The organism is Ruoffia tabacinasalis, assembly GCF_042652985.1.
In the GTDB taxonomy this organism is placed as follows: domain Bacteria; phylum Bacillota; class Bacilli; order Lactobacillales; family Aerococcaceae; genus Ruoffia; species Ruoffia tabacinasalis.
The window spans coordinates 25,067-51,243 of the sequence record NZ_JBHSHQ010000046.1 but is presented as its reverse complement, the minus strand read 5'-3'; the positions used below and the strand labels follow the sequence as shown (position 1 = coordinate 51,243).

Genomic DNA, 26,177 nt, shown 5'->3' with positions numbered 1-26,177 from the left:
CACGTGGAGGAAATCAAAGTAACCAAGCTTCTGGCCAAAAAGCAAATAACTTTAAAGCGACTTGGGGTAAGATGCTTAATTATTTTCGATCTTACTGGACAGCTGGAATTATTGCACTAATGAGTGCCGTGATTGGGACAGTCTTAACACTGATTGGACCAGATAAATTATCAGAACTCACCGATATTGTTACCGCCGGTATTGTTACAGGTATCGATATGGATGCAGTTAGAACCATTGGATTCACCTTAGTTGGTTTCTATGGGTTGAGTGGATTGTTGTCATTAGTTCAAGGCTTAATTATGGCAGAAGTTACCCAACGGATTTCTCAAAAATTACGCCAAGATTTATCACAAAAAATTAATAAATTACCAATAGCGTATTTTGATAATAATACAACGGGAGATATTTTGTCTCGAATGACAAACGATATTGATACAATTGCTCAATCACTCAATCAAAGTATCTCAACACTTGTTACCGCAACGACTATGTTAGTCGGATCATTAATTATGATGTTAACAACAAATTTAATTATGACAGCAACAGCGGTACTCGCAACTTTAATTGGTATTGGTTTAATGATGTTAATTATGAGTCAATCACAGAAATATTTTTCACGTCAACAAAATGACTTAGGTGCAATTAATGGTCATATTGAAGAAATATATACGAACCAGACGATTGTTAAAGTATATAACGGTGAAGATGATGCGCGTCAATCATTTATACAGATTAATAAAAACTTACAAACCAGTGGCTTCAGAGCCCAAAGTCTGTCTGGTTTAATGATGCCAATCATGACTTTCATCGGAAACTTTGGTTATGTGGCGGTCTGTATCGTCGGTGCGATGCTTGCGTTTAATGGATCAATTTCATTCGGTGTTATTGTAGCTTTCATTATGTATGTACGCTACTTTACACAACCATTAAGCCAATTAGCCCAAGCTGCTCAGTCACTTCAATCGACGGCAGCCGCAGGTGAACGTGTATTCGATATGCTAGAATCGACTGAAATGGAAGATGAAAGTGGTAAGACAGCAAAATTATCAACTATCGAAGGAAACGTCGAATTCTCAAATGTTGGATTTAGTTATCCAGGTTCAGACAAGACAGTGATTCATGATTTCTCTGCCAAAGCAAACGCTGGAGAAAAAATCGCCATCGTCGGTCCAACTGGTGCAGGTAAGACAACGATGATTAATTTATTAATGCGCTTTTACGATGTGAGTCGTGGTGACATTAAGATTGATGGCGTCTCAACGAATGAGCTGAAACGAGAAGATGTACGTAGTCAATTCAGTATGGTTCTACAAGATACTTGGATATTCAATGGTACGGTGCGAGAGAATCTCGTCTATTCTGTTGAAAATGTATCCGATGAAAAAGTAGAAGAAGCCAGTCGAGCGGTTGGCTTACATCACTTCATTACAACAATGCCTGATGGCTATGATACAGTCTTGAATGATCAAGTCAGTCTTTCCGAAGGACAGAAGCAACAAATAACGATTGCGCGTGCAATGATTGCAGATAAACCGATGTTAATCTTAGACGAGGCAACCAGTTCCGTAGATACACGTACGGAATTAAATATTCAGAATGCGATGGATAAACTAATGGAAGGGCGAACGTCATTCATTATTGCTCACCGTCTATCTACGATTAAGAACGCCGATCTTATCTTAGTCATGAAAGACGGAGATATTATCGAGAGCGGTACCCATGATGATTTACTTGAACAAGGAACTTTCTACGCGAAGCTTTATAATAGTCAGTTCGAAGCAGCTTAAGTAGATAAATTTATCGAAAATATTTAACGAACCCCCTAAATTCAGTTATGAGTTTAGGGGGTATTTGTATGTGAAAAATCAAAAAACACCTCATAAACCAATCGGTCTACAAGGTGTATCACAACTTTAATTCTTTTTACGTTTTGCTTCTTTAATTAATTTTAACGCGCGTTTGCGAGTTTTAATATTTGGACTTTTTAAGTGACGATAAGCGCGTGATGCATTCATTGCTCCCATTAATATTCGCTCCTTGCTTTAATTACCAGCTGGCTTTATGAACACCTGGGATTTGCCCAAGGTGTGCATATTTTCTAAAGTTTACACGTGACATTCCGAATTTTCGCATGTAACCACGTGGACGACCATCGACGTTATCGCGCAGTTTTAAGCGGTTAGGGTTTGAATCAATAGGTAATTTACTTAAACCTTCATAGTCTCCCGCAGCTTTTAACTCACGACGTAAGTCTGCATATTGTTCTACTAGTGCGATTTGTTTTTCGTATTTTGCTTGTTTAGATTTTTTAGCCAAGTATGTAAATCCTCCTTATTTTTTAACTTCAGTGAATAAAGTACGACGTCTTAATTTTGGTGAATACTTCATTAATTCTAGTCGATCCGGGTTATTACGGCGATTTTTCGTTGTTAAGTATAAACGCTCGCCAGTTTCTTTGCTTTCCATTAAAATATTAATACGCATGGTGTACTCCTTTTATTTAAAATTACAAATAGTAATGATTACTATTTAACCATAATATCAGGATTGGTCAAAGATGTCAATTAAAAATCCAATCCTATTAGAAAAACACGTTCTCTATATCATTTCCTCAAACGAATAAATCGTATCAAATGCAACTTGGGATAAAGTGCAGTACAATAAACTTACAAGGAGGCGAAGTTTATGAAAATAACGACAGATATGCTCCATCCAGAATTACGTCAAGTAGGAAAGTGGATTCGTCGTTTACAACCTAAGATGAATCAACGAAAAATGAAAAAGTTAGGGCGTTTTTCTCAAAAAGCTTTATATGGTAAATACTCGGGACCCAATCGCTTAAGAGAAGTGTGGATTCCACGTAAAGATGGATCGCTGCTTCGATTATGCGTCTTTCGTCCGCGTGAACGGATGCAATCGAATAAAGAAATTTTCCTTAATCAATCTGGTAAACAATGGGATGCTTCAATTGATAAAGCACCCGGGCTACTCTGGCTTCATGGGGGTGGCTACTCACTAGGTGCACCGGAGCAGGATGCAAGTCTTATTGATGACTTTATTGAAGTAAGCGGAACCGTTGTCGTTGCACCCGATTACACATTATCTGGCGACGCACCTTATCCTGCAGCTTTAGAAGATGCTTACTTAGCTTTAAAATGGTTAAAAGAACATGCACTCGAATATGGGGTTCGATTGGACCAATTATTTATTGGCGGAAATAGTGCTGGAGGAGGCCTTGCTGCAGCTTTATCCCTATTAGCAAGGGATCGCGGCGAAGTGAATATTGCCTTTCAAATCCCTTTATACCCTATGTTAGATGCAAGTAGACAGACAGCTTCAGCGCAAATAGAGAATAGCCCAGTATGGAACAGCCAATATAATGAAGTTGCTTGGAAGATGTATTTAGGTCCTGATTACCAAGCAGAAAACCTACCTATCTACGCTTCACCAGCACAAGCGACAGATTATTCAAATTTACCGCCAACTTATACACATGTTGGAACAATGGAGCCTTTCTTCGATGAAACAGTCAGCTATATTAGTCATTTACTTGAGGCTGGTGTGCCAGTGCATTTTAAATTATTTGAAGGGGCGTATCATGCATTTGATATCATTCAACCAAATACGCCAATTGCGAAAGAAGCGCGAGCTCATTTACTTGCGACATTCAAATACGCTGTCGATAATTACTTTTCAAAACAACCCAATTAAAAAATCCGGAGAGGTTTGACTTTAAAATATGAAGTTGCTACAATGCTTGTAATTAAAGCAAAGCAATTATTTTATCACCGGATGAAATAGTAGGCTCTTTTCCTTTTGTGTAGGTCTTAGAAACAAAAGGGAGGGAGTCTTTTTTATTTGAGGAGGAAATGAATTTGGTAGGTCTGAGTAATCAAGCGTCAAGGACGCGAAAGCAGTTTATGCAATATGTATCCTTAGCGATGTTAAGTATGATGGGACAATCGCTGTTTATCTTTGCGGATACATTCTTTATCGCAAATGGTGTCGGTTCACGGGGTATAGCAGCTTTAAATATTGTATTACCAATGGTTAATGTATTTAATGGGATTGGTTGGATGTTTGGAATTGGTGGGGCAACTTTATTTGCGATTGCCCTTGGTAAGAAGCAATTTGCTGATGCGAACCGTTTATTTAATATGACATTTATGTTTACAATTAGTGCTGCAATTGCATTTGCGGCGATGACGAGTCTATTCTCGGAACCCATTTTGCGATTTTTAGGTGCGAATGAAGGGACTTATTCTCTAGCGAAAAGCTATTATGATATATTGATGTTCTTTTCACCGCTGTTTATGGTCAATTTTGTCTTTATTTCATTTTTAAGAAATGATAATAATCCACGTCTTGCGATGATTGCGATGCTAACTGGAGGGCTAGTGAATATCGTATTAGACTATATCTTTATATTCCCTTTACAAATGGAGTTAAAAGGAGCGGCAATTGCGACGGTATTCTCACCAATAACGTCGATTCTAGTAGCAACTTTACATTGGCACAGGATTGATCATCACTTGCACTTTAATAAAGTAAGTATGCAAATTAAGAAACTTAAAGACATTGTGAGTCTAGGCTTTTCTTCATTCTTTAACGAGTTTTCTTCGGCCGTCGTGATGTTTTTATTCAATATTGTCTTATTAAGATTGGTTGGAAATATTGCTGTATCAGCCTATGCAATTATTGCCAACATTAATATTATAGTAATTGCTTTATTTACAGGCTTAGGTCAAGGCTTTCAACCACTAGCAAGTAAGTTCTTAGGGCAAGGAAATTCGAAAGAATTAAAACATGTGTTAAAACTTGCGCTCATTGCGGCGGTATTCCTTAGTTTAATTATTTTTGGGATAGGTTTCTTTTTCCCAGACGGGTTAGTAGCAATTTTTAATAGTGAACAAAATCAAGAGATGGCACTGATTGCGCTTCAAGGGATTCCATTATACTTTATGTCATTCTTATTTACGGGAATGAATTTTGTTGTGATTTATTATTTGGCAGCGATCAATCAAGCGAGATCTTCGCTTATCTTATCGGCACTGCGTGGTTTTATTTTAATCATTCCGGTGCTACTTGTGATGGCCTTGTGGTTTGACCTCATCGGTGTGTGGCTCACGATGATGATTGTTGAAGTTATGACATTTATATTCGCATTATATATTTTACGTAAGTCACTCAGCAGACTAGCGTAAGTAAAAACCCCCATCAACTGAATGATGGGGGTTTGTTGTTTAAATTATTTAATTAATTGAACTTGTACTTCTGAATCGATATATTCTTTCTCGCCAGCACCTTGTTCAACTGAACCAAATGGCATTTGAGCCACTAATTCGTATGATTCTGGTAGGTCGAACATTTCACGGATTCCTTTGTCAAATCCTTGTTCGTAGCCTACGTTAAAGTGTTGTAGTGATCCACCTAAGTTCATTTCAGCTAATGCTAACCAAGTAGCGTATTGTGAGTTAGCTGAGTTGTTTTGTTTGTAAGCTTCAGTACGTTGACCTTGAGTAGGCATTTTAGCTACTGCATCGCGGTCTTCGAAGAATAATACTGTACCGATACCGTTTTTAGCACCTTCCATAATTGGTGACATGAAGTCCCAAGTTGCTTGGTCTAAAACTTCTTTTTGAACATCTAAGATTAAGTTCCAAAGTTTAGTGTTTGCTTCACCAGTTAAAACAACTAAACGTGATGTTTGGCTGTTGAAAGCTGAAGGAACATCTTTTTGAGTTTCACGGATTGTTGCAACGATTTCTTCGATTGAATACTCGCTGTTTGTACCTAAAGCGTAGATTGAGCGACGGTTTTTGATTACATTTTTAAATTCTGCCATAATAAATAAATTCTCCTCTATTTCTAAATAATTAACTTACTTTTTATATTATAAAGGGTGTTTGAATGAATGTAAACCTCTAATTCGAGATAATAGACACAAAGGCGAAATTGTCGATTAGTTCGTAAATTTTATTCCGTAATGAGGGGAATATTTGGATAATGTTCCCTGATTAATTCTAGAACTTTCTTAGTCCGCATGTTTTTATTCGTAATATTCATAATCATCGCACCATCTTCACCTTCGATGACGATTTCTTCAGTATGATCATTTCCGCGTTTTCTTCGAATAAAGCGAGAACGATAGACAAAACGATGAATACGACTAACATCATAAGTCTCCTTGTGATATTGAATTGTATCCTCACTAGCCGTGATATACGTTGCGTTGACGATTGAATAAATCGAGTAACCCAAAAGAATGAGTCCAATGATTAAAAAAATCAGGGGGATAAACGCAATAATACTTAACTGATTATCAAAGTTGTCTTGGCCGAGCATCGGGAAAAGGACAAGAGAAAATGTGGCTCCATTCCAAGTAAAGACTAAGCCGATAATTAAGAAAATAGCTGTAGCTAATTTCCCTCTTTTGATTTTAAAGTAAGTTTCCATTACAAACACCTCTTTCAAATAGCTTTATTAAAGTATAAAGCTAATCGAAGTAGACTGCTATTGATATGGATGAATGTGCAATTATCCATTTAAAATGAGTAAAGAAATTGGCCAGCAACATGCATGCGCACCTCACTGGTCTCATGTTATAAAAGGTTATTAATACTCGGCGTTATGATAAACATCTGTGACATCATCGTCATCTTCGATAATATCGATCATAGCTTCAAACTCTTCGACAAGTGCCTCATCAAGTGGCACAGAAATATTTGGTTTCATTGTTAATTCGGACTGCGCTAATGTGTAATTTTCAGCTAAAGCGTCGCGAACAGCAGTAAAATCAGTAGGCGCCGTGTAAACTTCCACAACGTCATCTGACAGCTCCATATCTTCCGCGCCAGCTTCAAGAATATTCATCATTAATGTATCTTCGTCATCTTCTAATCCTTCACGTTCAATCGCAATATACCCCTTACGTTCAAACTGGAAAGCAACAGAACCTTTCTCACCTAAGTTACCACCATTATGATTAAAAGCCGTACGGATATTTGTTCCTGTACGGTTATGGTTATCAGTTAGTCCATAAACTAAGACACCAATCCCGCCCGGTCCGTAACCTTCATAAACAACTTCATCATAATTAGCACCATCAGCCGAATCGGTTGCACGTTTAATTGCACGTTCAACGTTATCGTTTGGCATATTCGCACTTTTTGCTTTATCAAGTACGAGACGCAGTGACGGATTCATATCTGGATCGCCACCATTTTTTGCAGCTACATAAATTTCACGGGATAGCTTTTGGAAGATTTTCCCTTTTTTAGAATCTTGTGCATTTTTTCGTTTTTGTATATTTTTCCATTTTGAATGCCCAGCCATCTAATCACTCCTTTTGTTAGTATCATCTAAGTAATCATATAATGAAACCACTTAATTGTAAAATAGCTACTAGGACAAAGCAGTATTCCCTTAAATTTAAAGCATATAACAATCTTTTTCTCTATTCACTTGTTACAATGAAGATAAGAATATTCAATATGAGAGGACGATTTATATATGGAATTAGGCGTACACGATTTAGTAACATTAAATGACGGAGAAACCCCTGAGGCAGCATTTGAGCGAACAAAGCGCTTTGTTCAAGAGATAGAAAAGTTAAATTACAAACGCTATTGGTTTGCAGAGCATCATAACTCACCGACCCACGCAAGCTCATCACCAGAATTATTAGCAGCTTATATGTCTGCGGTGACATCAAAAATCCGCTTAGGTACGGGTGGAACAATGATTATGCACTACTCACCATTGAAAATAGCAGAAAACTTCAAAACTTTAACAGCATTAGCTCCCGACCGCATTGATATTGGACTTGGACGTGCCCCCGGAAGTGGACCGAATGAAATTGTTGCACTGGCACAAGGAAAGCCTAACTCTTTCGATGATCAATACGATAAGATTGAAATCATTCTGGATTACTTATCAGACCAACAGGCAGATGGCTATTATGGAAGAACGAACGCGATGCCACAAGGAACATTGACTTTAACACAACCATGGATGTTAGGATCTTCTGGTCAATCTGCAAGTAAAGCGGGAGAAATGGGCTTAGGCTATAGTTTTGCGAAATTCTTTGGTTTAGAAACAGACCCTGAAGTATTCAAACAGTACCGCAATGAGTTTCAAGCGAGCCGTTTCTTTGAAAAACCATCTGTGATGGTCAGTTACTTAATTGTCGTGGCTGATACACAAGAAGAAGCTGATTACTTGGCTAAACCTATGGAACTATCACAATTGGCCTTGTCACGCGGACGTATGATTAAAAATGTCAGTCCCGAAGAGCTGAAAGATTATAAATATTCTGAACAAGAATTAAATTTCTTAAATAATCATTATGATAAACGCTTCATAATTAAAGGAACACCTGAGAAAGTTCAATCTATCTTAGAGGAAGAACAACAATTATTAGGTATCGATGAATTAATGGTTTATGCACCAATTCATGGTGAGAACGAACGCTTAAATTCATACAAACACCTCGCGAAAATGTTCAATAAAATATAAAGCAAACCTTAAAGGAGGAATCTAATTTTAATGAATCAACAATTTGAAAGACTATTCCAAGCTGTAAATCTACCTAATGGCAGTCAGCTTTCATCGCGATTCGCGATGGCGCCGATGGTGGCAGTAGGGTCAACTTACGAAGGTTTTGTCGGTGAAGATGATCTAAAATATTTTGAACGACGCAGTCAAACAGGATCCTTATTATTAACCGGAGCTGCGAATGTTGGGCCATATGGAAATGCCTTTGGTTACGGCTTGGGTATCCAATCAGATGAGCACATTCCTGGAATGAAGAAATTAGCCAACGCTATGAAAGCAAAGGGTGCAAAAGCGATGCTTCAGATTTTCCATCCTGGTCGACAAGCCAAGTATACCTATCAAGATGAAGGCAAAGTCTATGGACCAAGTACGAAAGATTTTGCTTTCTTAGACTACCCGGTCACAGGTATGACGAATGAGGAAGTTTATGAATTTGTGCAGTACTTTGCAGATGCTACTAAACGTGCAATTGAAGCCGGTTTTGATGGAGTTGAAATTCATGGGGCGAATCATTATTTAATTCAACAATTCTTCTCAGAATTATCAAACGAACGCGACGATGAGTGGGGCGGAAGCCGAGAGAAACGAGCTGCCTTTCCTTTAGCTGTAGTGAAAGCTGTTCAAGAAGTAGTCAGTGAATACGCTAATGATGGCTTCATCATTGGTTATCGAATAAGTCCAGAAGAAATTCACGGTGAGGTAGTCGGCTATAACTTTGATGACGCCTTATATTTAATCGATCAAGTGGCTGAATTAGGTGTGGATTATATTCATGTATCTCAATTTGGACCCAATGGCTTTAAAAACAAAGCCCGTCTCGGTGAGCATAAAGGGGAAGTAATTAATGAAGTTGTCCACGAATTATTAGCGGATCGTACATTACTCATTGGAGCAGGGGACTTAACGAGTCCAGATAAGTTGCTCGAAGCTTTGAATTATGTAGATATTCTTGCGATGGGGTCAGCAGCGATTGTCGAGCCAGATTTAATGCAGAAATTGAAAGCAGGCGCTGATGATTCTATTTCTTTAGATGCAGAAGACGTTTCAGACCTAGCCTTACCGGAGCGATTTTATTTAATGGCTGGGGCATTGAGAGGGAACGGGTCCGTTCCAAAAGAAACGATCGAACAAATTGAAAAGTGAGACTTGACTATAGAGTAGCGGACAAAGCATGACTGCGATTATTATGATAGAAATAAATATAGTCTGCGAAAGAAATCAGTGAGTCTCTGGTTGTCCACGTTCATAAGACCATTATAAGTTCTCATCGAGTACTCGAATCTGAAACGATTGCGTGTTTAGCTCTAATCGAGTACTCGAAATTGAAACGACTGCATGATTAGCTCTAATCGAGTACTCGAAATTGAAACGACTGCATGATTAGCTCTAATCAAGTACTCGAAATTGAAACGACTGCATGATTAGCTCTAATCAAGTACTCGAATTAAAAACGAGTGCGTGATTAGCTCTAATCAAGTACTCGAATTAAAAACGAGTGCGTGTTTAGCACTAATCAAGTACTCGAATCTGAAACGAGTGCGTGTTTAGCTCTAATCGAGTACTCGAATTTAATACGAATACTAATTTAATCAAAATCACAAAAAAGCACTCAACCCGCGTTGAGTGCTTTTGCTATTCCTATGCTTTCTTTTCTTTATAAGACGTTTCGAAAGCTTTAAGTTGTTCAAGTAGTGTTTTTAAATTGGCCATACTTGAAACATAACTGATTCTAAAGTGTCCGCGACCTGCTTCACCAAATATTTGAGCAGGTGTGACAGCGATTTTAACTTCATGGGCTAAATCTAGACAGAATTGGTAATCGTCACCTTCATACCAAGCTGGGATTTTGCTGAAAAGATAAAAGGCACCTTCAGGAATAATGAAGTCATATTCCAATTCACTTAACCCTTCGATAAAAAAATCACGGCGTGCTTGATAATCTTCTAACATGCGTTGAATTTCGGCATCGCTATTGTCGTAGGCTTCGATACTAGCGTATTGAATTTGAGTACTAATCGCTGTCAGAACTGACTGATGTAGTGGGTAGATAGAGTTAATTAAATCCGCAGGTCCGGCTAGGAAAGCAGATCGCCAGCCAGTCATTGCATGAGATTTTGACGTTCCATTAATTAATAAAGTCAACTCAGGTACAAATTTTGCCATCGATGTATGCTTAGAACCGTAACTAAATTCTGAATACACTTCATCTGAGATGACATAAATTTGATGCTCTTTAATGACTTCAGCTAAGGCTTGAATTTCATCATGAGTATAAGTAACTCCCGTAGGGTTTGTCGGGTGATTTAAAAGTAAGGCCTTTGTCTTATCTGTAATCGCTGCTTTTAATAATTCAGGTGTTAACTTAAATTGAGTTGAACTAACATCAATGGCAACAGCTTTTGCGCCGGATAAAGAAATTTGCGTATTATAGATAACATAGTTAGGATCAACGACTAACACTTCGTCTCCTTGATTAACTAAGCCCGTCACCGCCAGGTATAAAGCTTGGGTTGCCCCCGCTGTGACGATGATTTGATCATCTGGTGAATAATCCAAGTCATATTTACGTTTCAAGTAACGTTGAATCGCTTCACGCAACTCATACACCCCACGAGAATGGGCATAGAAACTTTGGTCGGCATTAATTGATTTGATTGCTGCTTGTTTAATATTTTCTGGTGTCGGAAAATCCGGTTCACCAACATTGAAAAATAACAAATCTTCAATGTGACTGATTTGGTCGTTAAAAAGTCGGATGAGATTCTCCGACGTGTTTAGTAAGTGTTTATTAATGTTTTTATAATCCATTCTCATCAACTCCTCTAATAATATGCTTAAGTCTAACATATTTTTTAATAAAATGTTTGACAAAGTAAAATTTGTGTACTATTATAGTCTCAACAGATAAATAAAACGCTTTGATGTGGAAAGTAAATCAATCAAACTTTTTAGAGAGCTCACGCTTGGTGAAAGTGAGTAAGTGACGATCGGTTGAAAATGGCTACTGAGCGGTCATTCTGAATGCGTAACGCAATAAGGATGAACGGATGCACCCGTTAGAGATGCCACAGTATATGGTTATTGTATTTTAAACAAATGTACTGGTAGAGGTTATTTCAGTGATGAAATGACAAATTAAGGTGGTAACACGAAGTTTATACTCTCGTCCTTTTCATAGGATGGGAGTTTTTTTGTAGTTAATTTTATGTCGCAAGTCATTTTTTGTCAAATAATAGAACGGTCAATATATTAGTAAACAAGGAGAGATAGAAATGAGAAAATGGTTAAAAGGTTTAAGTGTTGTCGGATTAGCAGCAAGTTTATTAGTCGGTGCAAGTGCTCCGGTACAAGCACAAAGTGAATTTGAAGGGGAAGAAGTATCGGTCGGGATTGTACCTGGGCCATCAGAAGAAGTCTGGGATGTCGTTGTTGAGAAAGCAGAAGCGGATGGAATCACCGTTGATTTAGTTTTATTCAGTGACTATGTTCAACCAAACATTGCTTTACAAGACGGTTCCCTTGATTTAAACGCCTTCCAACACGTAGCATTTTTAGATGACTGGAATGAAGCGAATGACGGAAGTTTAACTGGAATTGGTTATACCTTTGTTTCACCTATGGGTGCATACTCAGAAAACATCGAATCTTTAGATGACTTACAAGAAGGCGATACAATTGCTATTCCAAATGATCCAACAAACGGTGGACGTGCTTTACTTGGTTTAGAATTGGCGGGTGTCATTGAAGTAGATGATGAAGTGGGACCTTTAGCAACAATCAATGATATTACTGATAACCCATTAAACTTGGAATTTGAAGAATTAGATGCAGCTCAATTAGCTTTATCATTACCAGATGTTGCAGCAGCGTTCATCAACTTAAACTTCGCAACAGATGCGGGACTGAGCTTAGATGAAGCCATTTTCGTTGACGCGGATTATCCAGAAGAATTAAATGAAGCTTACCGAAATGTCATTGCAGCTCTTGAAGAAAACCAAGACAACGCCCTATATTTACAAATCGTTGAGTACTATCAAACAGAAGAGGTCGCTCAAGCTTTATATGACACAACTAACAATGGTGACAAACCAGCCTGGGAAAATGCGCCAGTGATTGGAGAAAATGCTGAAGACGCAAGCAGCGAAGAAACAAGTGAAGAGGAAAGTAGCGAAGAGTCAACGGAAGAAGATGCTTAATAGTCAAAGATAAAAGGAGAAAAGTGCTATGTTAAAATTACTTAAGAAGTTAGGAAAAGTTGCCTTAACGAGTTCACTCATTCTAGCGCCAGCTACTCAAGTGGCATTTGCACAAGAAAGTTCGGGAGAATTTGAAGGCGAGAAAGTCAATGTAGGTGTTGTTGGAGATAATGGTGCAGAAGTTTGGGGCTATGTAGCTGATAAAGCTTTAGAACAAGAAGGTATTGAGATTGATGTCACACTATTAACTGACTATAACCAACCGAACGAAGCCTTAGCGAATGGGTCTTTAGATTTAAATGCCTTTCAACACGTTGCCTTTTTAGAAAACTGGAACGAAGCGAACGACGAAGATCTAGTCAACTTAGGCTTTACATTAGTGACACCGATGGGCTTATACTCAGACAAAATTACATCGGTAGAAGAAATTGTAGATGGCGACAGTATCGCAGTTCCTAATGACCCAACAAATGGTGGGCGTGCTTTACTTGCCTTAGAAATCGCTGGACTAATCGAAGTGGATGACGCTGTAGGCGTATTACCAACGATTGATGATATTACTGAGAACCCATTAAATCTAGAAATTATCGAATTAGATGCAGCTCAAATTCCACAATCACTACCAGATGTTGCAGCAGCGATTATTAACACAGGTCATGCAGAAGACGCAGGTTTATCTGTAACAGAAGATGCTATCTTCGTAGATACAGATACACCAGAAGAGTTAAGTGATACTTACCGTAATATTATTGCAGCACGTTCTGAAGATGCTGAAAGTCCATTACTATTAAAAATCGTAGAACTATACCAAACTGCTGACGTAGCGGAAGTGATTATTGAATCAAGTAACGGTGGAAGTATTCCAGCTTGGGAAGGCTATGAGTCTGCTGAAAGTACGGATGGATCAGAAGAGTCAACTGAAGAATCAAGCGAAGAATCAACAGAAGAAGATACTGAATAAACATAAAAAAGGAGAGATTTATCATGAAAAAATTCTTTAAATCATTAGGTGTATTATCATTAGCAGGTAGTGTTTTAGTTGGAGCAACTTCAGCAGTTCAAGCTCAAGGTGAATTTGAAGGCGAAACAGTAACCGTTGGTGTCGTAAGTGAAGCAGAAGAACAAGTTTGGGAATTTGTTTCAGAACAAGCCTTAGAGCAAGAAGGTATTGAACTTGAATTAGTATTATTTACAGACTATGTTCAACCAAACGTTGCTTTACAAGACGGATCAACAGATTTAAATGCTTTCCAACACGTAGCTTTCTTAAACGAATGGAATGAAGCAAATGATGGTAACCTAGAAGCTTTAGGTTTCTCATATGTTACACCATTAGGAGTGTATTCTGAATCAATTACTTCAATTGAAGAGATTCCAGAAGACGCAGTGATCGCAATTCCTAACGACCCAACAAATGGTGGACGTGCATTATTAGGTTTAGAATTAGCTGGCCTAATCGAAGTCGATGATGAAGCAGGTATTTTACCAACGGTTGCAGATGTAACTGATAACCCATTAAATATTCAATTTGAAGAATTAGAAGCAGCACAAATTGCGCAAGCTTTACCAGATGTGGATGCAGCAGTCATTAACAACACATTTGCTTTAGACGCTGGTTTAAGTGTTGAAGATGCTATCTTTCTAGATGCAGAAAATCCTGCAGACTTACCAGATGATTACAAAAACATTATCGCAGTAAATGGTGACAACGCAGACAGCGAATTATTTGCTAAAGTTGTAGAATTATACCAAACAGACGAAGTCGCTGAAAAATTAGCTGAAGCAAGTAACGGTGGAGATGTTCCAGCATGGACTGAAGAAGGCGAAGAAGAATCAGATTCATCAGAATCAGAAGAAACAACGGAAGAATCAGAAGAGTCAGAAGAATCGGCTGAATAGTCAAACACTTTAAAAGAAACAAACTTAAAGCGTAAGTAAGTTACAATGAAGAAAGTGGTTGTAGACTTTACTTGCGCTTTTTTTAATAAAAAATGGAGGTCCACAATGAAAAAATTATTATATTCATTCTTAGCAATCATTACTATCGCAAGCTTTTTACCGACTCAAGCTTCTGCCCAAGGGGAATTTGAAGGTGAGAAAGTAACGATAGGCTTAGCCAGTTCAAATGCTTATGACTATTGGAATGTTGTCGTTGAAAATGCATTAGAACAAGAAGGCATTGAAATTGAACTTGTGCTATTCTCAGATTACAATCAACCAAATGAAGCCTTACAAAATGGCTCATTAGATTTAAACGCTACGCAAGGGTATCCGTTTCTATTTTCTTGGAATGATGAAAATAATGGAACAATTACACCGATAGGGAATACATTAATTACGCCTTTAGGTTTATATTCTGATAAACACACGTCAGTGGAAGATATTCCAAATGGCGGAACGATAGCGATTCCAAACGATCCATCAACTTATGGACGCGCGCTTCAAGCCTTAGAAATTGCGGGCTTAATTGATGTTGATGAGGCGGCGGGCATTTTCCCAGAAGAGAAAGATATTCTAGATAATCCCAAAGATTTACAGTTTGAATTATTAGACCCAGCGATGGCAGCTGTAGTACTGCAAGATGTTGATGCGGCAATTATTAATACTGGTTTTGCTTCAGATGCAGGACTTAAAGTTTCAGATGCGATTTTTGCGGATGCTCATAATTTAGATAATGTGAATCCGATGTATATTAATGTGATTGCAGCCCGTGAAGAAGACAAAGACAACCCATTATATTTAAAAATCGTTGAGTTATTCCAAACAGATGAAATCGCAGAAATTATTAAAGAATCAAGTGACGGTTCATTAATCCCAGTATTCAGAGAATACGACGTTGATATCGAGAATCAAACGGTCACAGAAGTGGCAGAGTAGAAACTAAGTAATAAAGGCAATAGAAAGTAGGAACTAAATTGGTACAAGTTATTCCAGAAATTCAAGCAAATAAAGAACAAATCGTAACATGGCGTCGTCATTTCCATCAACACCCAGAACCTAGTTTAAAAGAATTTAAAACAGCTGAGAAAATCCAAGAAATACTTACGGATCTCAATATTCCTTTTGGAAAAGTCGGTGAAACAGGAACTTTAGGGACGATTACAGGAACAAAGAATGATTCGACCCAAAGCCAACGCGAGCGAAAAGTATTACTGCGTGCGGATATTGATGCCTTAGAAATCACTGAAGCGACTAGTCATGACTTCCCATCATTAAATGAAGGGATTATGCATGCGTGTGGTCATGACGCCCACAACTCAGGGCTTCTTGGTGCGGTTGCTTATTTAGCATCACACCGTGAACAGTTTGCTGGAACTGTCTTAGTGGCTTTCCAACAAGCAGAAGAAATTGGGAGCGGTGCGTACCAATTTATCGAAAGTGGTCTATTAGATGGCGTAGGTCAAGTGTTTGGTATGCATGTAGAACCAGCCTTACCAGTCGGTACCATTCAAGCAGTGTCAGGTCCTACCATGGCATCTTGTGATATCTTTACAATCAATGTCACAGGTAAAAGTGCCCATGTTGCCCGCCCACATACTGGCGTTGATGCTTTAGCTGCCGGAGCAAATATTGTAACGGAATTACAAAACTTAGTATCCCGCTTACTGAATCCCTTAGAACCAGCAGTAATTGGAATTGGAAAATTCACTTCAGGTACGCGTTATAATATTGTTTCCAATCATGCAAAAATCGAGGGGACATTACGTACATTAAGTCATGAAACACGCGAACATTTTTTAGCTAAGATAGAAGAAACTGCTCATGATATTGCGAAAGTATTTGGGGCAACGATTGAGTTTGAAAACTATCCGGCTGCAGCTCCAAACATTAATGACGAGGATGCAACATTACGTGCCCAACGTGCTGGAGCGAAAATTGTTGGAGAAGCAAACGTCATCAAACAAAGCCAGCCAAGTATGGGCTCAGATGACTTTGCGGACTTCTTAACAAAGATACCAGGAACATATGCCCGCGTTGGGGTAAGTAGCTCTGAAGAAACTTCATACGGTTTGCATCACGAGAAATTCAATTTAGATGAAGATGTATTACCAATCATGGCATCCTTCCACGTTGAATTCGCATTAGATTACTTGAATCAAGCTTAGATTATTGAGGATACGTCATTGTGACGTATCCTTTTTTGGTAGGGAAAATTAGGTGTACGGAAAATGTGTCCTTTAGAAAAAGTCAGGGACACGAAACGCCGAAAAGGATCCCTGAGAACTATTTAGAGCACCGAATCATCCTTGAGAAAATCTCAGGGATGCAATATGCCGAAAAAGGTCCCTGAGAACTATTCAGAGCACCAAACCATCCTTGAGAAAATCTCAGGGATGCAAAATGCCGAAAAGAATCCCTGAGAACTATTCAGGGCACCAAACCATCCTTGAAAAAATCTCAGGGATGCAAAACGCCGAAAAGGATCCCTGAGAAATATTCAAGGCACCAAACCATCCTTGAGAAAATCTCAGGGATGCAAAACGCCGAAAAGGATCCCTGAGAAATTATCAAGGCACCAAACCATCCCTGAAAAAATCTCAAGGACACGAAACACGAAAAAATGTCCCTGAGAAAATCTCAAGGACACGAAACACGAAAAAATGTCCCTGAGAAAATCTCAAGGACACGAAACACGAAAAATTGTCCCTGAGAAATATTCAAGGCACCAAACCATCCTTGAGAAAATCTCAGGGATGCAAAACGCCGAAAAGGATCCCTGAGAAATATTCAAGGCACCAAACCATCCTTGAGAAAATCTCAGGGACACGAAACACGAAAAAATGTCCTTGAGAAAATGTCAGGGACACGCTCACACCCCACCACAAACAAAATCCCCAACAATTCCGGTTATACAACCAAAATTGCTGGGGAATAAGCTTTATTCCAAGCCATAAATATTAAAATAATCTCTGTTGAATATTAAAGGTTACATCATTCGTTTCTTCATTATAAGCTGCGATTATTTTTTCCTGATCAGGGGTTAAATCTGCTTCAGAGATTTTCAGTATCGTATGCAAGACTTCACGTGGATAATACAAGCGTTGCTCACCACGCGGCACTCCGGTTAAGGATTGCACTAAGGCACTGACTTGTGACAATTCGACGACTTGATTTTGTTTTGTTAAGAAATCAATTTGCGTGCGCGTACTTGTTGAGTCAGGGCGATAGAAATCATAAGGCAAGTCGAAGGAGCTATTTTCCCCAAAGTAGTATTCTGGGTCATAGCCTTCTGCCAGCATTTCATTTTGAATCGAAGATGTTAGTTCATCACGTTGGTCATCGCTCGATAAGAGTGACTTGAACGGTTTTCGGTTTAAGAAGCGGTAAGCTAAATCTTTCAAGATGTCATCATCTTCAAGTAACCAATGTGAGAAATAACTACTTAAAACGTAGTCATCTAGACGTAAATAGTCTTCTAAATCCCATTCACCTTCTAAGAAAGGAATCAACAAATCAATGGAATGTTTCATTGATTCCGGTTTTTGGTCGTAACAATATTTTGCACGGGCAAGTAAGTTCCGCAACACTTCTTCCATTCCGCGAGAAACTGGGTGAAAATACACTTGCATATACATTTGATAGCGACTCACAATGTAGTGTTCAACTGCGTGCATCCCTGAGAAATCAAAGACAATTTGATTGTTGAACGGTCGAATGACACGCAAAATTCGAGTAATATCAAAAGCACCGTAACTTACGCCAGCATAATAGGCATCGCGAATTAGATAGTCCATTCGGTCAGCGTCAATCTGGCTAGAGATTAATTGCACGACTTGTTGATTAGGGTAAGTTTTATTAATGACACTGGCTACTTTTTCTGGAAAATCATCACCCATTAACTTCAATACATGGTTAATTTCAGTATCGGGCGACATAATAATTTTTTGAGTCACAATTTCATGGTCGGTATCGAAAATTCCTTCAAACGTATGTGAGAAGGGTCCGTGTCCAATATCATGCAGAAGTGCCGCACATAAGGCAACAAGGCGTTCGCTATCATCCCATAAGCCATCACCGGCTTCGAGACTAGGATAATTACGTACGAAATTGTTGATGATGCGACGAGTAATCTCATACACACCTAAAGAATGGTTGAAACGGCTATGCTCTGCACCGTGAAAAGTGTAAGAAGACGTTCCAAGTTGACGAATTCGACGCAGACGTTGGAACTCGACCGTATCAATTAACTTTAAGATAATCGAATCTTGAATATGAATGTAGTCATGAACGGGATCGCGAAATACTTTCTCTCGAGGCAAGATTTGTAATTGATATTTTTCATTATAAGTAGCCATCATTAACTCCTTAAGGTAATTGATCAGGTTGGATTTTGTATGACCGAGCGGTTGTCTTGTCGAAAGCTTTTTCGTATAAAGCTTTTAATTCAGGGTTTTCATAGTCGCCTTGAGTCAGTGAACCGTATTTTTCCATCGTTGAAATTATTAATTTTTGATATTCAGCGACTTGGATTGGTTCACCGATCACTGCTTCAATCGTTGTCATTGAGTTAGGATTGATTAAAGGATAGTCACTACCCGCTTCACCTGTACGGTAATAAGCCTGGATTAATTCAGCACGCGCTTGTTGGTCACCGTTGACACTTAAGTAAGCAGCCGTTGTGACACCAGATTTGAAGCGACGTTGCGCAATGCCCCCAATTTTTTTCCCGTTGACAACTAAGTCGTATTTACCAGGGCAATAAGAATCTGGAATTTCATAGCTTTCTACTTTTACGCCGAATGACTCTAAGGACTGCGCCACTAAAGCAACCATTTGCTCGTAAGCATGATCAATCGATAAGTCAAAATGACGATTATCACTCACCAGTCCAAAGTTTATGACACCCGGATCATTAACAACAGCTAAGCCACCATGAGGACGTTGAACTAGTGTGTAACCAAGGTCAACGAGATAATTATTCGCATTGCCCAGTTCTGGCAGACGAGTATCTTTTGCCCCAAGTAGGATAGCTGGATAGTCAAATGGATAGAAGTGTACGACACCATAAGGTTTACGAGCGTAATCGTTTAGAGCTGGAACCCAGCGGATGAAGCTGTCTTGGTAACTGAGTGCACTGTTTGGATCCCTTTTTGATGGATTGTCTTGTTCTGAAAATACAAGCCATTGTTGGGATGATATATATTCTTGATTTGAAAGCATAGAAACCTTCCTTCATTTTGTAATTATTTTATAGTTATGTATAATTATAACAAAAAATCGATTATAATAGTAAATAACTATAGATTGTGTGGTGAAAATGTGCAGAGAAAAAATATTTATCTTGAAGTTGATCAAAAGATTCGCTATCATAAGCAAGCTCATAAAGATGAATGGTTGTTAGAGACTAAAGGAGAGTTAGTTGATTTAAAGACTTTTTCAAAAATCTCCTACGTCGACCGCGAAGATATTCCAATTGAAGTAAAGTGGTATACTCAACGTGACGCAGGGCATCTGATAGCAGAGATTAAACAACCGCAATATACATTAACGTTTAATCCATTTAAACAAACATATACATCCTATATGACACCGCAAGGGCTATGGGAATTAGCAGTTGAGACCGAAAAAGTTCAATTTTCTGAAACAGAAACAGGTGTGAAGTTAATGATTCAATACCAAGTATTAATTAACGAAGAACCGCTTGGAGACTATGAATTTCAATTGCATTATCGTAATTAAATCGGTAATATATTAGAATACGAGGAAGGAAGTGGAAGCTTTGATTTTAAAACAATTTGAGAATGAAAATATTGAAGAACTTTCTTCGATTGAAGTTGCACATGCGATTCTTGAAGAGACAGGTGATGTCTATGATTTCACTGCATTAATGGTTGCGATTCAAGACTATTTAAATGTAAGCGAACAAGAGATGGAAGCGAAAATGACACGCTTTTATACAGACATCAATATTGATGGACGCTTCATTTCATTAGGAGATAACCGTTGGGGACTACGCGCTTGGTATCCCATCGATTCAATCGATGAAGAAATTGTAAGTTCAATTGATGATGAAGATTTACCACGTCGTCGCAGACGCAAGAAAAAACGCAAACTAAATGCGTTTGACGAAAATGACGACATGATTGACTACAACGATGATGATCCAGAAGATCTAGATGATATCTATGATGATGAAGAAGACTTTGACGATGAAGAAGATGAAGTCGAAGAAGTTGTTCCAATCGTTAAAGACGAAGAAGATGACGAAGACGACAACCAAGAACTTGGTGTCTATGCACGTGATTTATCTGAGCTAGGTGACGATGATCTAGAACTTGATGAAGACGACGAGGACTTTGATGACGATATCGATGATGACGATTTTGAAGATGAAGAAGAGGAAGTTTTCGAGGAAGAAGACGAAGACTAAAATTTTTTATTGACGAAACGACAAAGTTATCGTATTATCTAAATTGGGCACCTTTCAAGAGGAAGGTCAATCTACTTAATTAGCACCCCTATTCCATCGGAATAGGGGGCTTTTCTATTTATATCCCGAAAATATATAAAAAGGAGCTTACAATAATGGCAAAATATATATTTGTTACAGGTGGCGTTGTGTCATCAATTGGTAAAGGTATCGTCGCTGCGTCTTTAGGACGTTTACTTAAAAACAGGGGATTGAAAGTTAATATTCAAAAATTCGATCCATACTTAAACATTGACCCAGGTACAATGAGTCCATATCAACATGGAGAGGTTTTTGTAACAAATGATGGAGCAGAAACTGACTTAGATTTAGGCCATTATGAACGATTTATCGACATTAATGTTAATGAATACTCAAGTGTCACAGCCGGTAAAGTCTACGATGAAGTTCTACGTAAAGAACGTCAAGGTGAATATAATGGCGCAACCGTCCAAGTTATACCACACGTGACAAACGAAATTAAAGACAAAATTATGCGTGCAGCAGAAACAACTGACGCTGACGTTGTTATCACTGAAGTCGGTGGAACAATTGGAGATATTGAAGGACTACCGTTTATTGAAGCACTACGTCAAATGCGTACAGAAATCGGACACGAAAATGTTCTTTACATTCACACAACTTTAATTCCTTACTTAAAAGCAGCAGGAGAATTAAAAACAAAACCAACACAACATAGTGTGAAAGAATTACGTTCATTAGGTATTCAGCCTAACATTTTAGTAGTGAGAACTGAAGAGGCATTACCACAAAGCATTAAAGATAAATTAGCTCTATTCTGTGATGTAACAACGGATGCGGTGATTGAATCACGTGACGTTGAAACACTTTACACAATCCCATTAAGTTTACAAGAGCAAAAAATGGACCAATTAGTCTTAGATTACTTTGGTCTTGATTTACCTGAAGCAGATATGACTGGTTGGAGAGAATTAGAACAACGCGTTCTACATCTAGAAAACAAAGTAAAAATTGGTCTAGTAGGTAAATACGTTGAATTACCTGACGCATACCTATCAGTAGTAGAAGCCTTAAAACATGCCGGATTCTACCACAATAGTGATATCGAATTATCTTGGATAAATGCTGAAGATATTAACGCGGACAACGTAGATTCTTACTTGAAAGATGTTGATGGTATCTTAGTGCCAGGCGGCTTTGGTGAACGTGGTGTTGAAGGTAAGATTGAAGCCATTCGTTATGCTCGTGAAGAAGAAGTGCCATTCTTTGGTATTTGTTTAGGTATGCAATTAGCGACCGTTGAGTTTGCACGTAATGTTGTTGGCTTAAAAGGGGCACATTCTTCAGAATTAGACCCAGAATCACCACATAAAATCATTGCCTTATTAGCAGATCAAACAGAAGATATGACTTTAGGTGGAACATTACGTCTAGGTCTATACCCTGCAAAATTATCAGAAGGCTCATTAGTTCGTGACTTATACGACGGAAGCGAAATGATTGAAGAACGTCACCGTCACCGTTATGAATTCAATAATGAGTACCGTGAAGCTTTAAGCGAACACGGTATGTCATTCTCAGGTGTGAGTCCTGACGGGAAGTTAGTTGAGATTATTGAATTGAAAGACCACCCATTCTTTGTGGCACCGCAATTCCACCCAGAATTCACTTCACGTCCAAACCGTCCACAACCAATTTTTAAAGGCTTTATTGAAGCAAGTTTAGAACATCAAAACAATCGCAAATAACAATTGACATTGGTGTAAATAATCACTATAATTCCATAAAAGTAGTAAAGCTTTAATCGTGTTCCGTGAGACGCGAAAGTGTTGCTAACTGATTTCTTTATAGGCATTTTATAGAGATTAATAGTGAACCCATTTTGTACAATGTAAGGGGAACACTATCGTTATGCACTCTTTCACGTCGTAAACGACCGGTAACATGATCTGTTATCGGTCGTTTTTTTGTACTCTCGATTAAAAATAATGAATGAAAGGTGAGATAATGGATAAACAAAAACCAATCATTGCGCTAGATTTCGCCACTAAAGAGGCAGCCATCGCTTTGCTAAATCTATTTAAAAATGAATCTTTAAATTTAAAAGTCGGTATGGAACTATTTTACAAAACTGGGATGGATTTTGTGCAATATTTAAAAGAAGAAGAGCATAGCGTGTTCCTTGATTTAAAATTACATGACATTCCAAACACCGTCAAAAGTGCTATGAAAGTACTCGCTCAAAGTGGGGTCGATATGGTAAATGTGCATGCCAGTGGCGGAGTAAAGATGATGCAAGCAGCCAAAGAAGGCCTAGAAGAAGGAGCAGTGAATAACCACAAACCCTTACTAATCGCAGTGACACAACTCACCTCAACTTCGCAAACTCAAATGAATGAGGAACAACAAATCTTAGGACCCATTCAAGACAGTGTCCAAAATTATGCGACACTCACACAAAATGCAGGCTTAGATGGCGTTGTTTGCTCGCCATTAGAAGCTTCAATCATCAAAGAAGCAACATCAAACCAATTTCTAACTATCACACCTGGCATTCGTCTGACTTCAAAATTAAACGACGACCAAACACGGATTATGACACCTAGAGATGCAGCCAAAAACGGTAGTGACTACATCGTTGTAGGAAGACCCATCACGCAAGCAACTGACCCAGTAGAAGCCTATCGATATATCTTGAAAGAATGGCAAGCTGAATTAAAATAATTGAAGGGGAATGAATCATTTGAATATGTCAGTATCAGAACAAGTAGCAGAAAAATTACTCGCGATTGAAGCCGTAAACTTAAAACCAGACCAACCTTACACTTGGGCAAGTGGACTCAAAGCTCCAATTTATTGTGACAATCGTTTAATCATGAGTTTCCCAGAAACACGTGACTTTATCGAACAAGCTTTAGCAGATTTAATTAAAACTCAATTTGAAGACGTTGAAGTCGTCGCCGGAACTGCCACTGCCGGTATTCCGCATGCGGCCTTTGTTGCTAATCTCTTAAACCTACCAATGATTTACGTCAGATCAAGTGCGAAAGACCATGGAAAGGAAAATGCCATCGAAGGCTACCTTAAACCAGGCAGCAAAGTTGTCATGGTCGAAGATTTAATTAGTACAGGTGGAAGTGTATTGGATGCCGCTTCAAAAGTAGAGCAGGCTGGAGGTGAAGTTATCGGTTGCGCCGCAATCTTTAACTATATGTTAGAAAGCGGACAAAAAGCATTTAGTGAAGTTGAATTCTCACTTGAAACATTAACAAACTACCGCGAACTAGTAGAATATGCTGTCAGCGATCCGAAATTAAAAGCCTACTATGACACGTTAGTCGAGTGGTATCAAGATCCAGCAAAATGGTCAAAACAATTTGAAGCATAGAAAACTCTGTCCCTATAGTCATCTATAACAATTTTAATAAAGAATGCCGAGAGCATTCATTAAAGGAGATTATACAAAATGAAAAACTTAAACAAATCACAACGTAACGCTTTATTATCAGCCATTGTCGCGTCAGGAACCGATGATTTAAACGTTATGTTCCTAGCCTTTTCGATGTCTACAATCATTTCTCAATTAGGTATCTCAGGAGCACAAGCAGGGTGGATTGCGACTATTACAAACTTCGGTATGTTGTTCGGAGGAATTTTATTTGGAATCTTAGCAGACCGTTACAGCAAACTAAAAGTTTTTAAATGGACAATTTTAATCTTTTCAATTGCCACAGGGTTAATCTTCTTTACAAATAATATCTATTACTTATACGCAATGCGCTTTATTGCCGGGATTGGTGTTGGGGGTGAATATGGTGTGGCGATCTCAATCATGGCCGGAATCGTGCCAAGTGAAAAAATGGGACGCATCAGTTCATTAAACGGAATTGTTGGCCAAATCGGTTCCATTTCTTCAGCCCTACTTGCAGGATTGATTGCTCCAATATTCGGGTGGCGCGGACTATTCCTATTCGGTTTACTTCCAATTTTAATCGTAGTTTGGGTGAGTCGTACAGTTAAGGAAGAAGAATTACATATTGAAAGTTATTCAGATGAAGATAATGAATCAGCACAAGGTAGCATTAAAGATTTATTCAAAGACCGAAAAACATCGTATCAAACAATCGTTTTAATGGTTATGACAACTGTTCAAATCGCCGGTTACTTCGGTATGATGAACTGGTTACCAACAATGATGCAACAAAATATTGGCGTCAGTGTCAGTGGTTCTTCAACTTGGATGATCGCAACAATCATCGGTATGTGTATCGGAATGTTTGTCTTCGGGCAAATCTTAGACCGCATTGGCCCACGCTTAGCTTACGGAATCTTCTTAATAAGTTCTGCTGTGGCAGTATATTTATTCACTTTTGCTAATAGCTCAACATCAATCTTAATCGGTGGAGCTATCGTTGGATTCTTTGTGAACGGGATGTTCGCAGGTTACGGAGCGGTTATTACACGCTTATACTCTTACAAAATCAGTGCGATTGCGAATAACACAATCTTGAATGTGGGACGTGCTGTTGGGGGATTCTCATCAGTCATCATTGGTTACATCTTAGATATGTCAGGTGTACCTTTAGTAATGCTTTTCTTAGCGGGGCTGTACATTATCAGTTTCGGTTTCATGATTACATTACCTCAATTGAAGGCTAATAATTATAAAACATTGGACAATAAAGTGGATATTGACACAAGTACGTCAACAGTTAAAAACAACAAACGCTTAGCTGAAGCATAAAAATTTATTAAAGGAATCTAGTTGAAAAGCTAGGTTCTTTTTAAGTTTTTGGGAACTAATATTGAAAAGAATATAATGGTAATCCCGCTTATTCCAGAGTGTTAATTTCGGTGACCGTAGTGGCACGACTCTAGCTAATCACTTCGGCGTTATATTGTGATTGAGCTTCCGTCTCGCTGATCTACTGATTCTGTAAGTCGCTACGCTCCAACGGTATCATGTGCGACCCGTCGTCCTGATACTACTGTACCTCTACTAACACTCTGTCATAAGCTAAGCACTTTTT

25 protein-coding genes and 1 other annotated feature are annotated in these 26,177 nt (G+C 38.5%); of the genes, 16 read left to right on the top strand and 9 right to left on the bottom strand.

All coding sequences use genetic code 11. The features are described from left to right. Positions 1-71 precede the first annotated feature (71 nt). Complete coding sequence (locus ACFO5Y_RS07920; protein ID WP_380706405.1) at positions 72-1,790, top strand: ABC transporter ATP-binding protein; 1,719 nt, start codon at positions 72-74, stop codon at positions 1,788-1,790. Positions 1,791-1,916: 126 nt separating this feature from the next. Here ACFO5Y_RS07920 and ACFO5Y_RS07915 read toward each other — a convergent pair whose 3' ends face one another. Genes ACFO5Y_RS07915 through rpmG form a run of 3 tightly spaced genes read right to left on the bottom strand, consistent with a single transcriptional unit; the run spans position 1,917 to position 2,487 of the window. Next, entirely contained in the window at positions 1,917-2,027 is a 111-nt protein-coding gene (locus ACFO5Y_RS07915) for a putative metal homeostasis protein (RefSeq protein ID WP_197104229.1), read from the bottom strand. A gap of 22 nt (positions 2,028-2,049) precedes the next feature. Then, on the bottom strand, positions 2,050-2,319 hold the full coding sequence (gene rpsN / locus ACFO5Y_RS07910) for a 30S ribosomal protein S14 (protein ID WP_197104228.1): 270 nt from the start codon (positions 2,317-2,319) through the stop codon (positions 2,050-2,052). Positions 2,320-2,334: 15 nt separating this feature from the next. Next, the gene (gene rpmG, locus ACFO5Y_RS07905; RefSeq protein ID WP_138404917.1) at positions 2,335-2,487 is read right to left on the bottom strand and encodes a 50S ribosomal protein L33; all 153 of its coding nucleotides are present in this window, start codon (positions 2,485-2,487) and stop codon (positions 2,335-2,337) included. 201 nt (positions 2,488-2,688) lie between these two features. Here rpmG and ACFO5Y_RS07900 point away from each other — a divergent pair, with 201 nt between their 5' ends. Together ACFO5Y_RS07900 and ACFO5Y_RS07895 are read left to right on the top strand one after the other, a co-directional pair. Further along, positions 2,689-3,714 (top strand): alpha/beta hydrolase, encoded by a 1,026-nt coding sequence (locus tag ACFO5Y_RS07900; protein WP_197104227.1) that lies wholly within the window; start codon positions 2,689-2,691, stop codon positions 3,712-3,714. Between the two features lie 164 nt (positions 3,715-3,878). After that, entirely contained in the window at positions 3,879-5,207 is a 1,329-nt protein-coding gene (locus ACFO5Y_RS07895) for an MATE family efflux transporter (protein WP_171031332.1), read from the top strand. 44 nt (positions 5,208-5,251) lie between these two features. On the opposite strand, the gene ACFO5Y_RS07890 is transcribed toward ACFO5Y_RS07895, so the two are convergent. The 3 genes from ACFO5Y_RS07890 to ACFO5Y_RS07880 form a co-directional block, all read right to left on the bottom strand. Continuing rightward, complete coding sequence (locus ACFO5Y_RS07890; protein ID WP_197104226.1) at positions 5,252-5,848, bottom strand: nitroreductase family protein; 597 nt, start codon at positions 5,846-5,848, stop codon at positions 5,252-5,254. A gap of 131 nt (positions 5,849-5,979) precedes the next feature. Continuing rightward, positions 5,980-6,459 (bottom strand): hypothetical protein, encoded by a 480-nt coding sequence (locus tag ACFO5Y_RS07885; RefSeq protein WP_197104225.1) that lies wholly within the window; start codon positions 6,457-6,459, stop codon positions 5,980-5,982. A gap of 159 nt (positions 6,460-6,618) precedes the next feature. After that, positions 6,619-7,338, bottom strand: a complete 720-nt coding sequence (locus ACFO5Y_RS07880) for a YebC/PmpR family DNA-binding transcriptional regulator (RefSeq protein WP_138404912.1) — start codon at positions 7,336-7,338, stop codon at positions 6,619-6,621. A 177-nt stretch (positions 7,339-7,515) separates the two neighbouring features. Here ACFO5Y_RS07880 and ACFO5Y_RS07875 point away from each other — a divergent pair, with 177 nt between their 5' ends. Beyond that, a complete protein-coding gene (locus ACFO5Y_RS07875) occupies positions 7,516-8,520 on the top strand; it encodes an LLM class flavin-dependent oxidoreductase (protein WP_197104224.1) in 1,005 nt (334 codons plus the stop codon). A gap of 30 nt (positions 8,521-8,550) precedes the next feature. After that, complete coding sequence (locus ACFO5Y_RS07870) at positions 8,551-9,702, top strand: NADH-dependent flavin oxidoreductase (RefSeq protein WP_197104223.1); 1,152 nt, start codon at positions 8,551-8,553, stop codon at positions 9,700-9,702. Between the two features lie 495 nt (positions 9,703-10,197). Here the strand turns inward: ACFO5Y_RS07870 and ACFO5Y_RS07865 are convergent, their stop codons facing one another. Beyond that, complete coding sequence (locus ACFO5Y_RS07865; protein WP_197104222.1) at positions 10,198-11,367, bottom strand: aminotransferase class I/II-fold pyridoxal phosphate-dependent enzyme; 1,170 nt, start codon at positions 11,365-11,367, stop codon at positions 10,198-10,200. A 101-nt stretch (positions 11,368-11,468) separates the two neighbouring features. Beyond that, positions 11,469-11,733 (top strand) — a binding site (T-box leader). Positions 11,734-11,831: 98 nt separating this feature from the next. On the opposite strand from ACFO5Y_RS07865, the gene ACFO5Y_RS07860 reads away from it, so the two are divergent. The 5 genes from ACFO5Y_RS07860 (at position 11,832) to ACFO5Y_RS07840 (ending at position 16,861) form a co-directional block, all read left to right on the top strand. Beyond that, entirely contained in the window at positions 11,832-12,755 is a 924-nt protein-coding gene (locus ACFO5Y_RS07860; RefSeq protein ID WP_197104221.1) for a MetQ/NlpA family ABC transporter substrate-binding protein, read from the top strand. Between the two features lie 28 nt (positions 12,756-12,783). Continuing rightward, complete coding sequence (locus ACFO5Y_RS07855) at positions 12,784-13,716, top strand: MetQ/NlpA family ABC transporter substrate-binding protein (protein WP_197104220.1); 933 nt, start codon at positions 12,784-12,786, stop codon at positions 13,714-13,716. A gap of 23 nt (positions 13,717-13,739) precedes the next feature. After that, complete coding sequence (locus ACFO5Y_RS07850) at positions 13,740-14,654, top strand: MetQ/NlpA family ABC transporter substrate-binding protein (protein WP_197104219.1); 915 nt, start codon at positions 13,740-13,742, stop codon at positions 14,652-14,654. Positions 14,655-14,759: 105 nt separating this feature from the next. Beyond that, on the top strand, positions 14,760-15,632 hold the full coding sequence (locus ACFO5Y_RS07845) for a MetQ/NlpA family ABC transporter substrate-binding protein (RefSeq protein WP_197104218.1): 873 nt from the start codon (positions 14,760-14,762) through the stop codon (positions 15,630-15,632). 38 nt (positions 15,633-15,670) lie between these two features. Beyond that, positions 15,671-16,861 carry a M20 metallopeptidase family protein gene (locus tag ACFO5Y_RS07840; RefSeq protein ID WP_197104217.1) on the top strand — a complete coding sequence of 397 codons (1,191 nt, stop codon included), beginning with the start codon at positions 15,671-15,673 and terminating at the stop codon, positions 16,859-16,861. 792 nt (positions 16,862-17,653) lie between these two features. Here ACFO5Y_RS07840 and ACFO5Y_RS07835 read toward each other — a convergent pair. Beyond that, positions 17,654-19,051 carry an HD domain-containing protein gene (locus ACFO5Y_RS07835; protein WP_197104216.1) on the bottom strand — a complete coding sequence of 466 codons (1,398 nt, stop codon included), beginning with the start codon at positions 19,049-19,051 and terminating at the stop codon, positions 17,654-17,656. 10 nt (positions 19,052-19,061) lie between these two features. Beyond that, positions 19,062-19,916: a lipoate--protein ligase family protein gene (locus ACFO5Y_RS07830; RefSeq protein ID WP_197104215.1), complete on the bottom strand. Its 855-nt coding sequence runs from the start codon at positions 19,914-19,916 to the stop codon at positions 19,062-19,064. 99 nt (positions 19,917-20,015) lie between these two features. Here ACFO5Y_RS07830 and ACFO5Y_RS07825 point away from each other — a divergent pair, with 99 nt between their 5' ends. The 6 genes from ACFO5Y_RS07825 (at position 20,016) to ACFO5Y_RS07800 (ending at position 25,891) form a co-directional block, all read left to right on the top strand. Beyond that, the gene (locus ACFO5Y_RS07825; RefSeq protein WP_197104214.1) at positions 20,016-20,435 is read left to right on the top strand and encodes a DUF1934 family protein; all 420 of its coding nucleotides are present in this window, start codon (positions 20,016-20,018) and stop codon (positions 20,433-20,435) included. Positions 20,436-20,475: 40 nt separating this feature from the next. Then, entirely contained in the window at positions 20,476-21,126 is a 651-nt protein-coding gene (rpoE, locus tag ACFO5Y_RS07820) for a DNA-directed RNA polymerase subunit delta (protein ID WP_197104275.1), read from the top strand. A gap of 155 nt (positions 21,127-21,281) precedes the next feature. Next, a complete protein-coding gene (locus ACFO5Y_RS07815) occupies positions 21,282-22,895 on the top strand; it encodes a CTP synthase (protein ID WP_197104213.1) in 1,614 nt (537 codons plus the stop codon). A gap of 259 nt (positions 22,896-23,154) precedes the next feature. Further along, complete coding sequence (gene pyrF / locus ACFO5Y_RS07810) at positions 23,155-23,871, top strand: orotidine-5'-phosphate decarboxylase (RefSeq protein ID WP_197104212.1); 717 nt, start codon at positions 23,155-23,157, stop codon at positions 23,869-23,871. A gap of 25 nt (positions 23,872-23,896) precedes the next feature. Continuing rightward, the gene (pyrE, locus tag ACFO5Y_RS07805; RefSeq protein WP_197104274.1) at positions 23,897-24,535 is read left to right on the top strand and encodes an orotate phosphoribosyltransferase; all 639 of its coding nucleotides are present in this window, start codon (positions 23,897-23,899) and stop codon (positions 24,533-24,535) included. A 78-nt stretch (positions 24,536-24,613) separates the two neighbouring features. Beyond that, positions 24,614-25,891: an MFS transporter gene (locus ACFO5Y_RS07800; protein WP_197104211.1), complete on the top strand. Its 1,278-nt coding sequence runs from the start codon at positions 24,614-24,616 to the stop codon at positions 25,889-25,891. Positions 25,892-26,177 lie beyond the last annotated feature (286 nt).

Bases quoted from the DNA above. Each gene is read 5' to 3' on its own strand.
- ACFO5Y_RS07920 (WP_380706405.1), top strand. From the start codon at position 72: ATGCTTAATTATTTTCGATCTTACTGGACAGCTGGAATTATTGCACTA.
- ACFO5Y_RS07915 (WP_197104229.1), bottom strand. From the start codon at position 2,027: ATGGGAGCAATGAATGCATCACGCGCTTATCGTCACTTAAAAAGTCCA.
- rpmG (WP_138404917.1), bottom strand. From the start codon at position 2,487: ATGCGTATTAATATTTTAATGGAAAGCAAAGAAACTGGCGAGCGTTTA.
- ACFO5Y_RS07900 (WP_197104227.1), top strand. From the start codon at position 2,689: ATGAAAATAACGACAGATATGCTCCATCCAGAATTACGTCAAGTAGGA.
- ACFO5Y_RS07890 (WP_197104226.1), bottom strand. From the start codon at position 5,848: ATGGCAGAATTTAAAAATGTAATCAAAAACCGTCGCTCAATCTACGCT.
- ACFO5Y_RS07885 (WP_197104225.1), bottom strand. From the start codon at position 6,459: ATGGAAACTTACTTTAAAATCAAAAGAGGGAAATTAGCTACAGCTATT.
- ACFO5Y_RS07880 (WP_138404912.1), bottom strand. From the start codon at position 7,338: ATGGCTGGGCATTCAAAATGGAAAAATATACAAAAACGAAAAAATGCA.
- ACFO5Y_RS07875 (WP_197104224.1), top strand. From the start codon at position 7,516: ATGGAATTAGGCGTACACGATTTAGTAACATTAAATGACGGAGAAACC.
- ACFO5Y_RS07870 (WP_197104223.1), top strand. From the start codon at position 8,551: ATGAATCAACAATTTGAAAGACTATTCCAAGCTGTAAATCTACCTAAT.
- ACFO5Y_RS07865 (WP_197104222.1), bottom strand. From the start codon at position 11,367: ATGGATTATAAAAACATTAATAAACACTTACTAAACACGTCGGAGAAT.
- ACFO5Y_RS07860 (WP_197104221.1), top strand. From the start codon at position 11,832: ATGAGAAAATGGTTAAAAGGTTTAAGTGTTGTCGGATTAGCAGCAAGT.
- ACFO5Y_RS07855 (WP_197104220.1), top strand. From the start codon at position 12,784: ATGTTAAAATTACTTAAGAAGTTAGGAAAAGTTGCCTTAACGAGTTCA.
- ACFO5Y_RS07850 (WP_197104219.1), top strand. From the start codon at position 13,740: ATGAAAAAATTCTTTAAATCATTAGGTGTATTATCATTAGCAGGTAGT.
- ACFO5Y_RS07845 (WP_197104218.1), top strand. From the start codon at position 14,760: ATGAAAAAATTATTATATTCATTCTTAGCAATCATTACTATCGCAAGC.
- ACFO5Y_RS07835 (WP_197104216.1), bottom strand. From the start codon at position 19,051: ATGGCTACTTATAATGAAAAATATCAATTACAAATCTTGCCTCGAGAG.
- ACFO5Y_RS07830 (WP_197104215.1), bottom strand. From the start codon at position 19,916: ATGCTTTCAAATCAAGAATATATATCATCCCAACAATGGCTTGTATTT.
- ACFO5Y_RS07815 (WP_197104213.1), top strand. From the start codon at position 21,282: ATGGCAAAATATATATTTGTTACAGGTGGCGTTGTGTCATCAATTGGT.
- pyrF (WP_197104212.1), top strand. From the start codon at position 23,155: ATGGATAAACAAAAACCAATCATTGCGCTAGATTTCGCCACTAAAGAG.
- pyrE (WP_197104274.1), top strand. From the start codon at position 23,897: ATGTCAGTATCAGAACAAGTAGCAGAAAAATTACTCGCGATTGAAGCC.
- ACFO5Y_RS07800 (WP_197104211.1), top strand. From the start codon at position 24,614: ATGAAAAACTTAAACAAATCACAACGTAACGCTTTATTATCAGCCATT.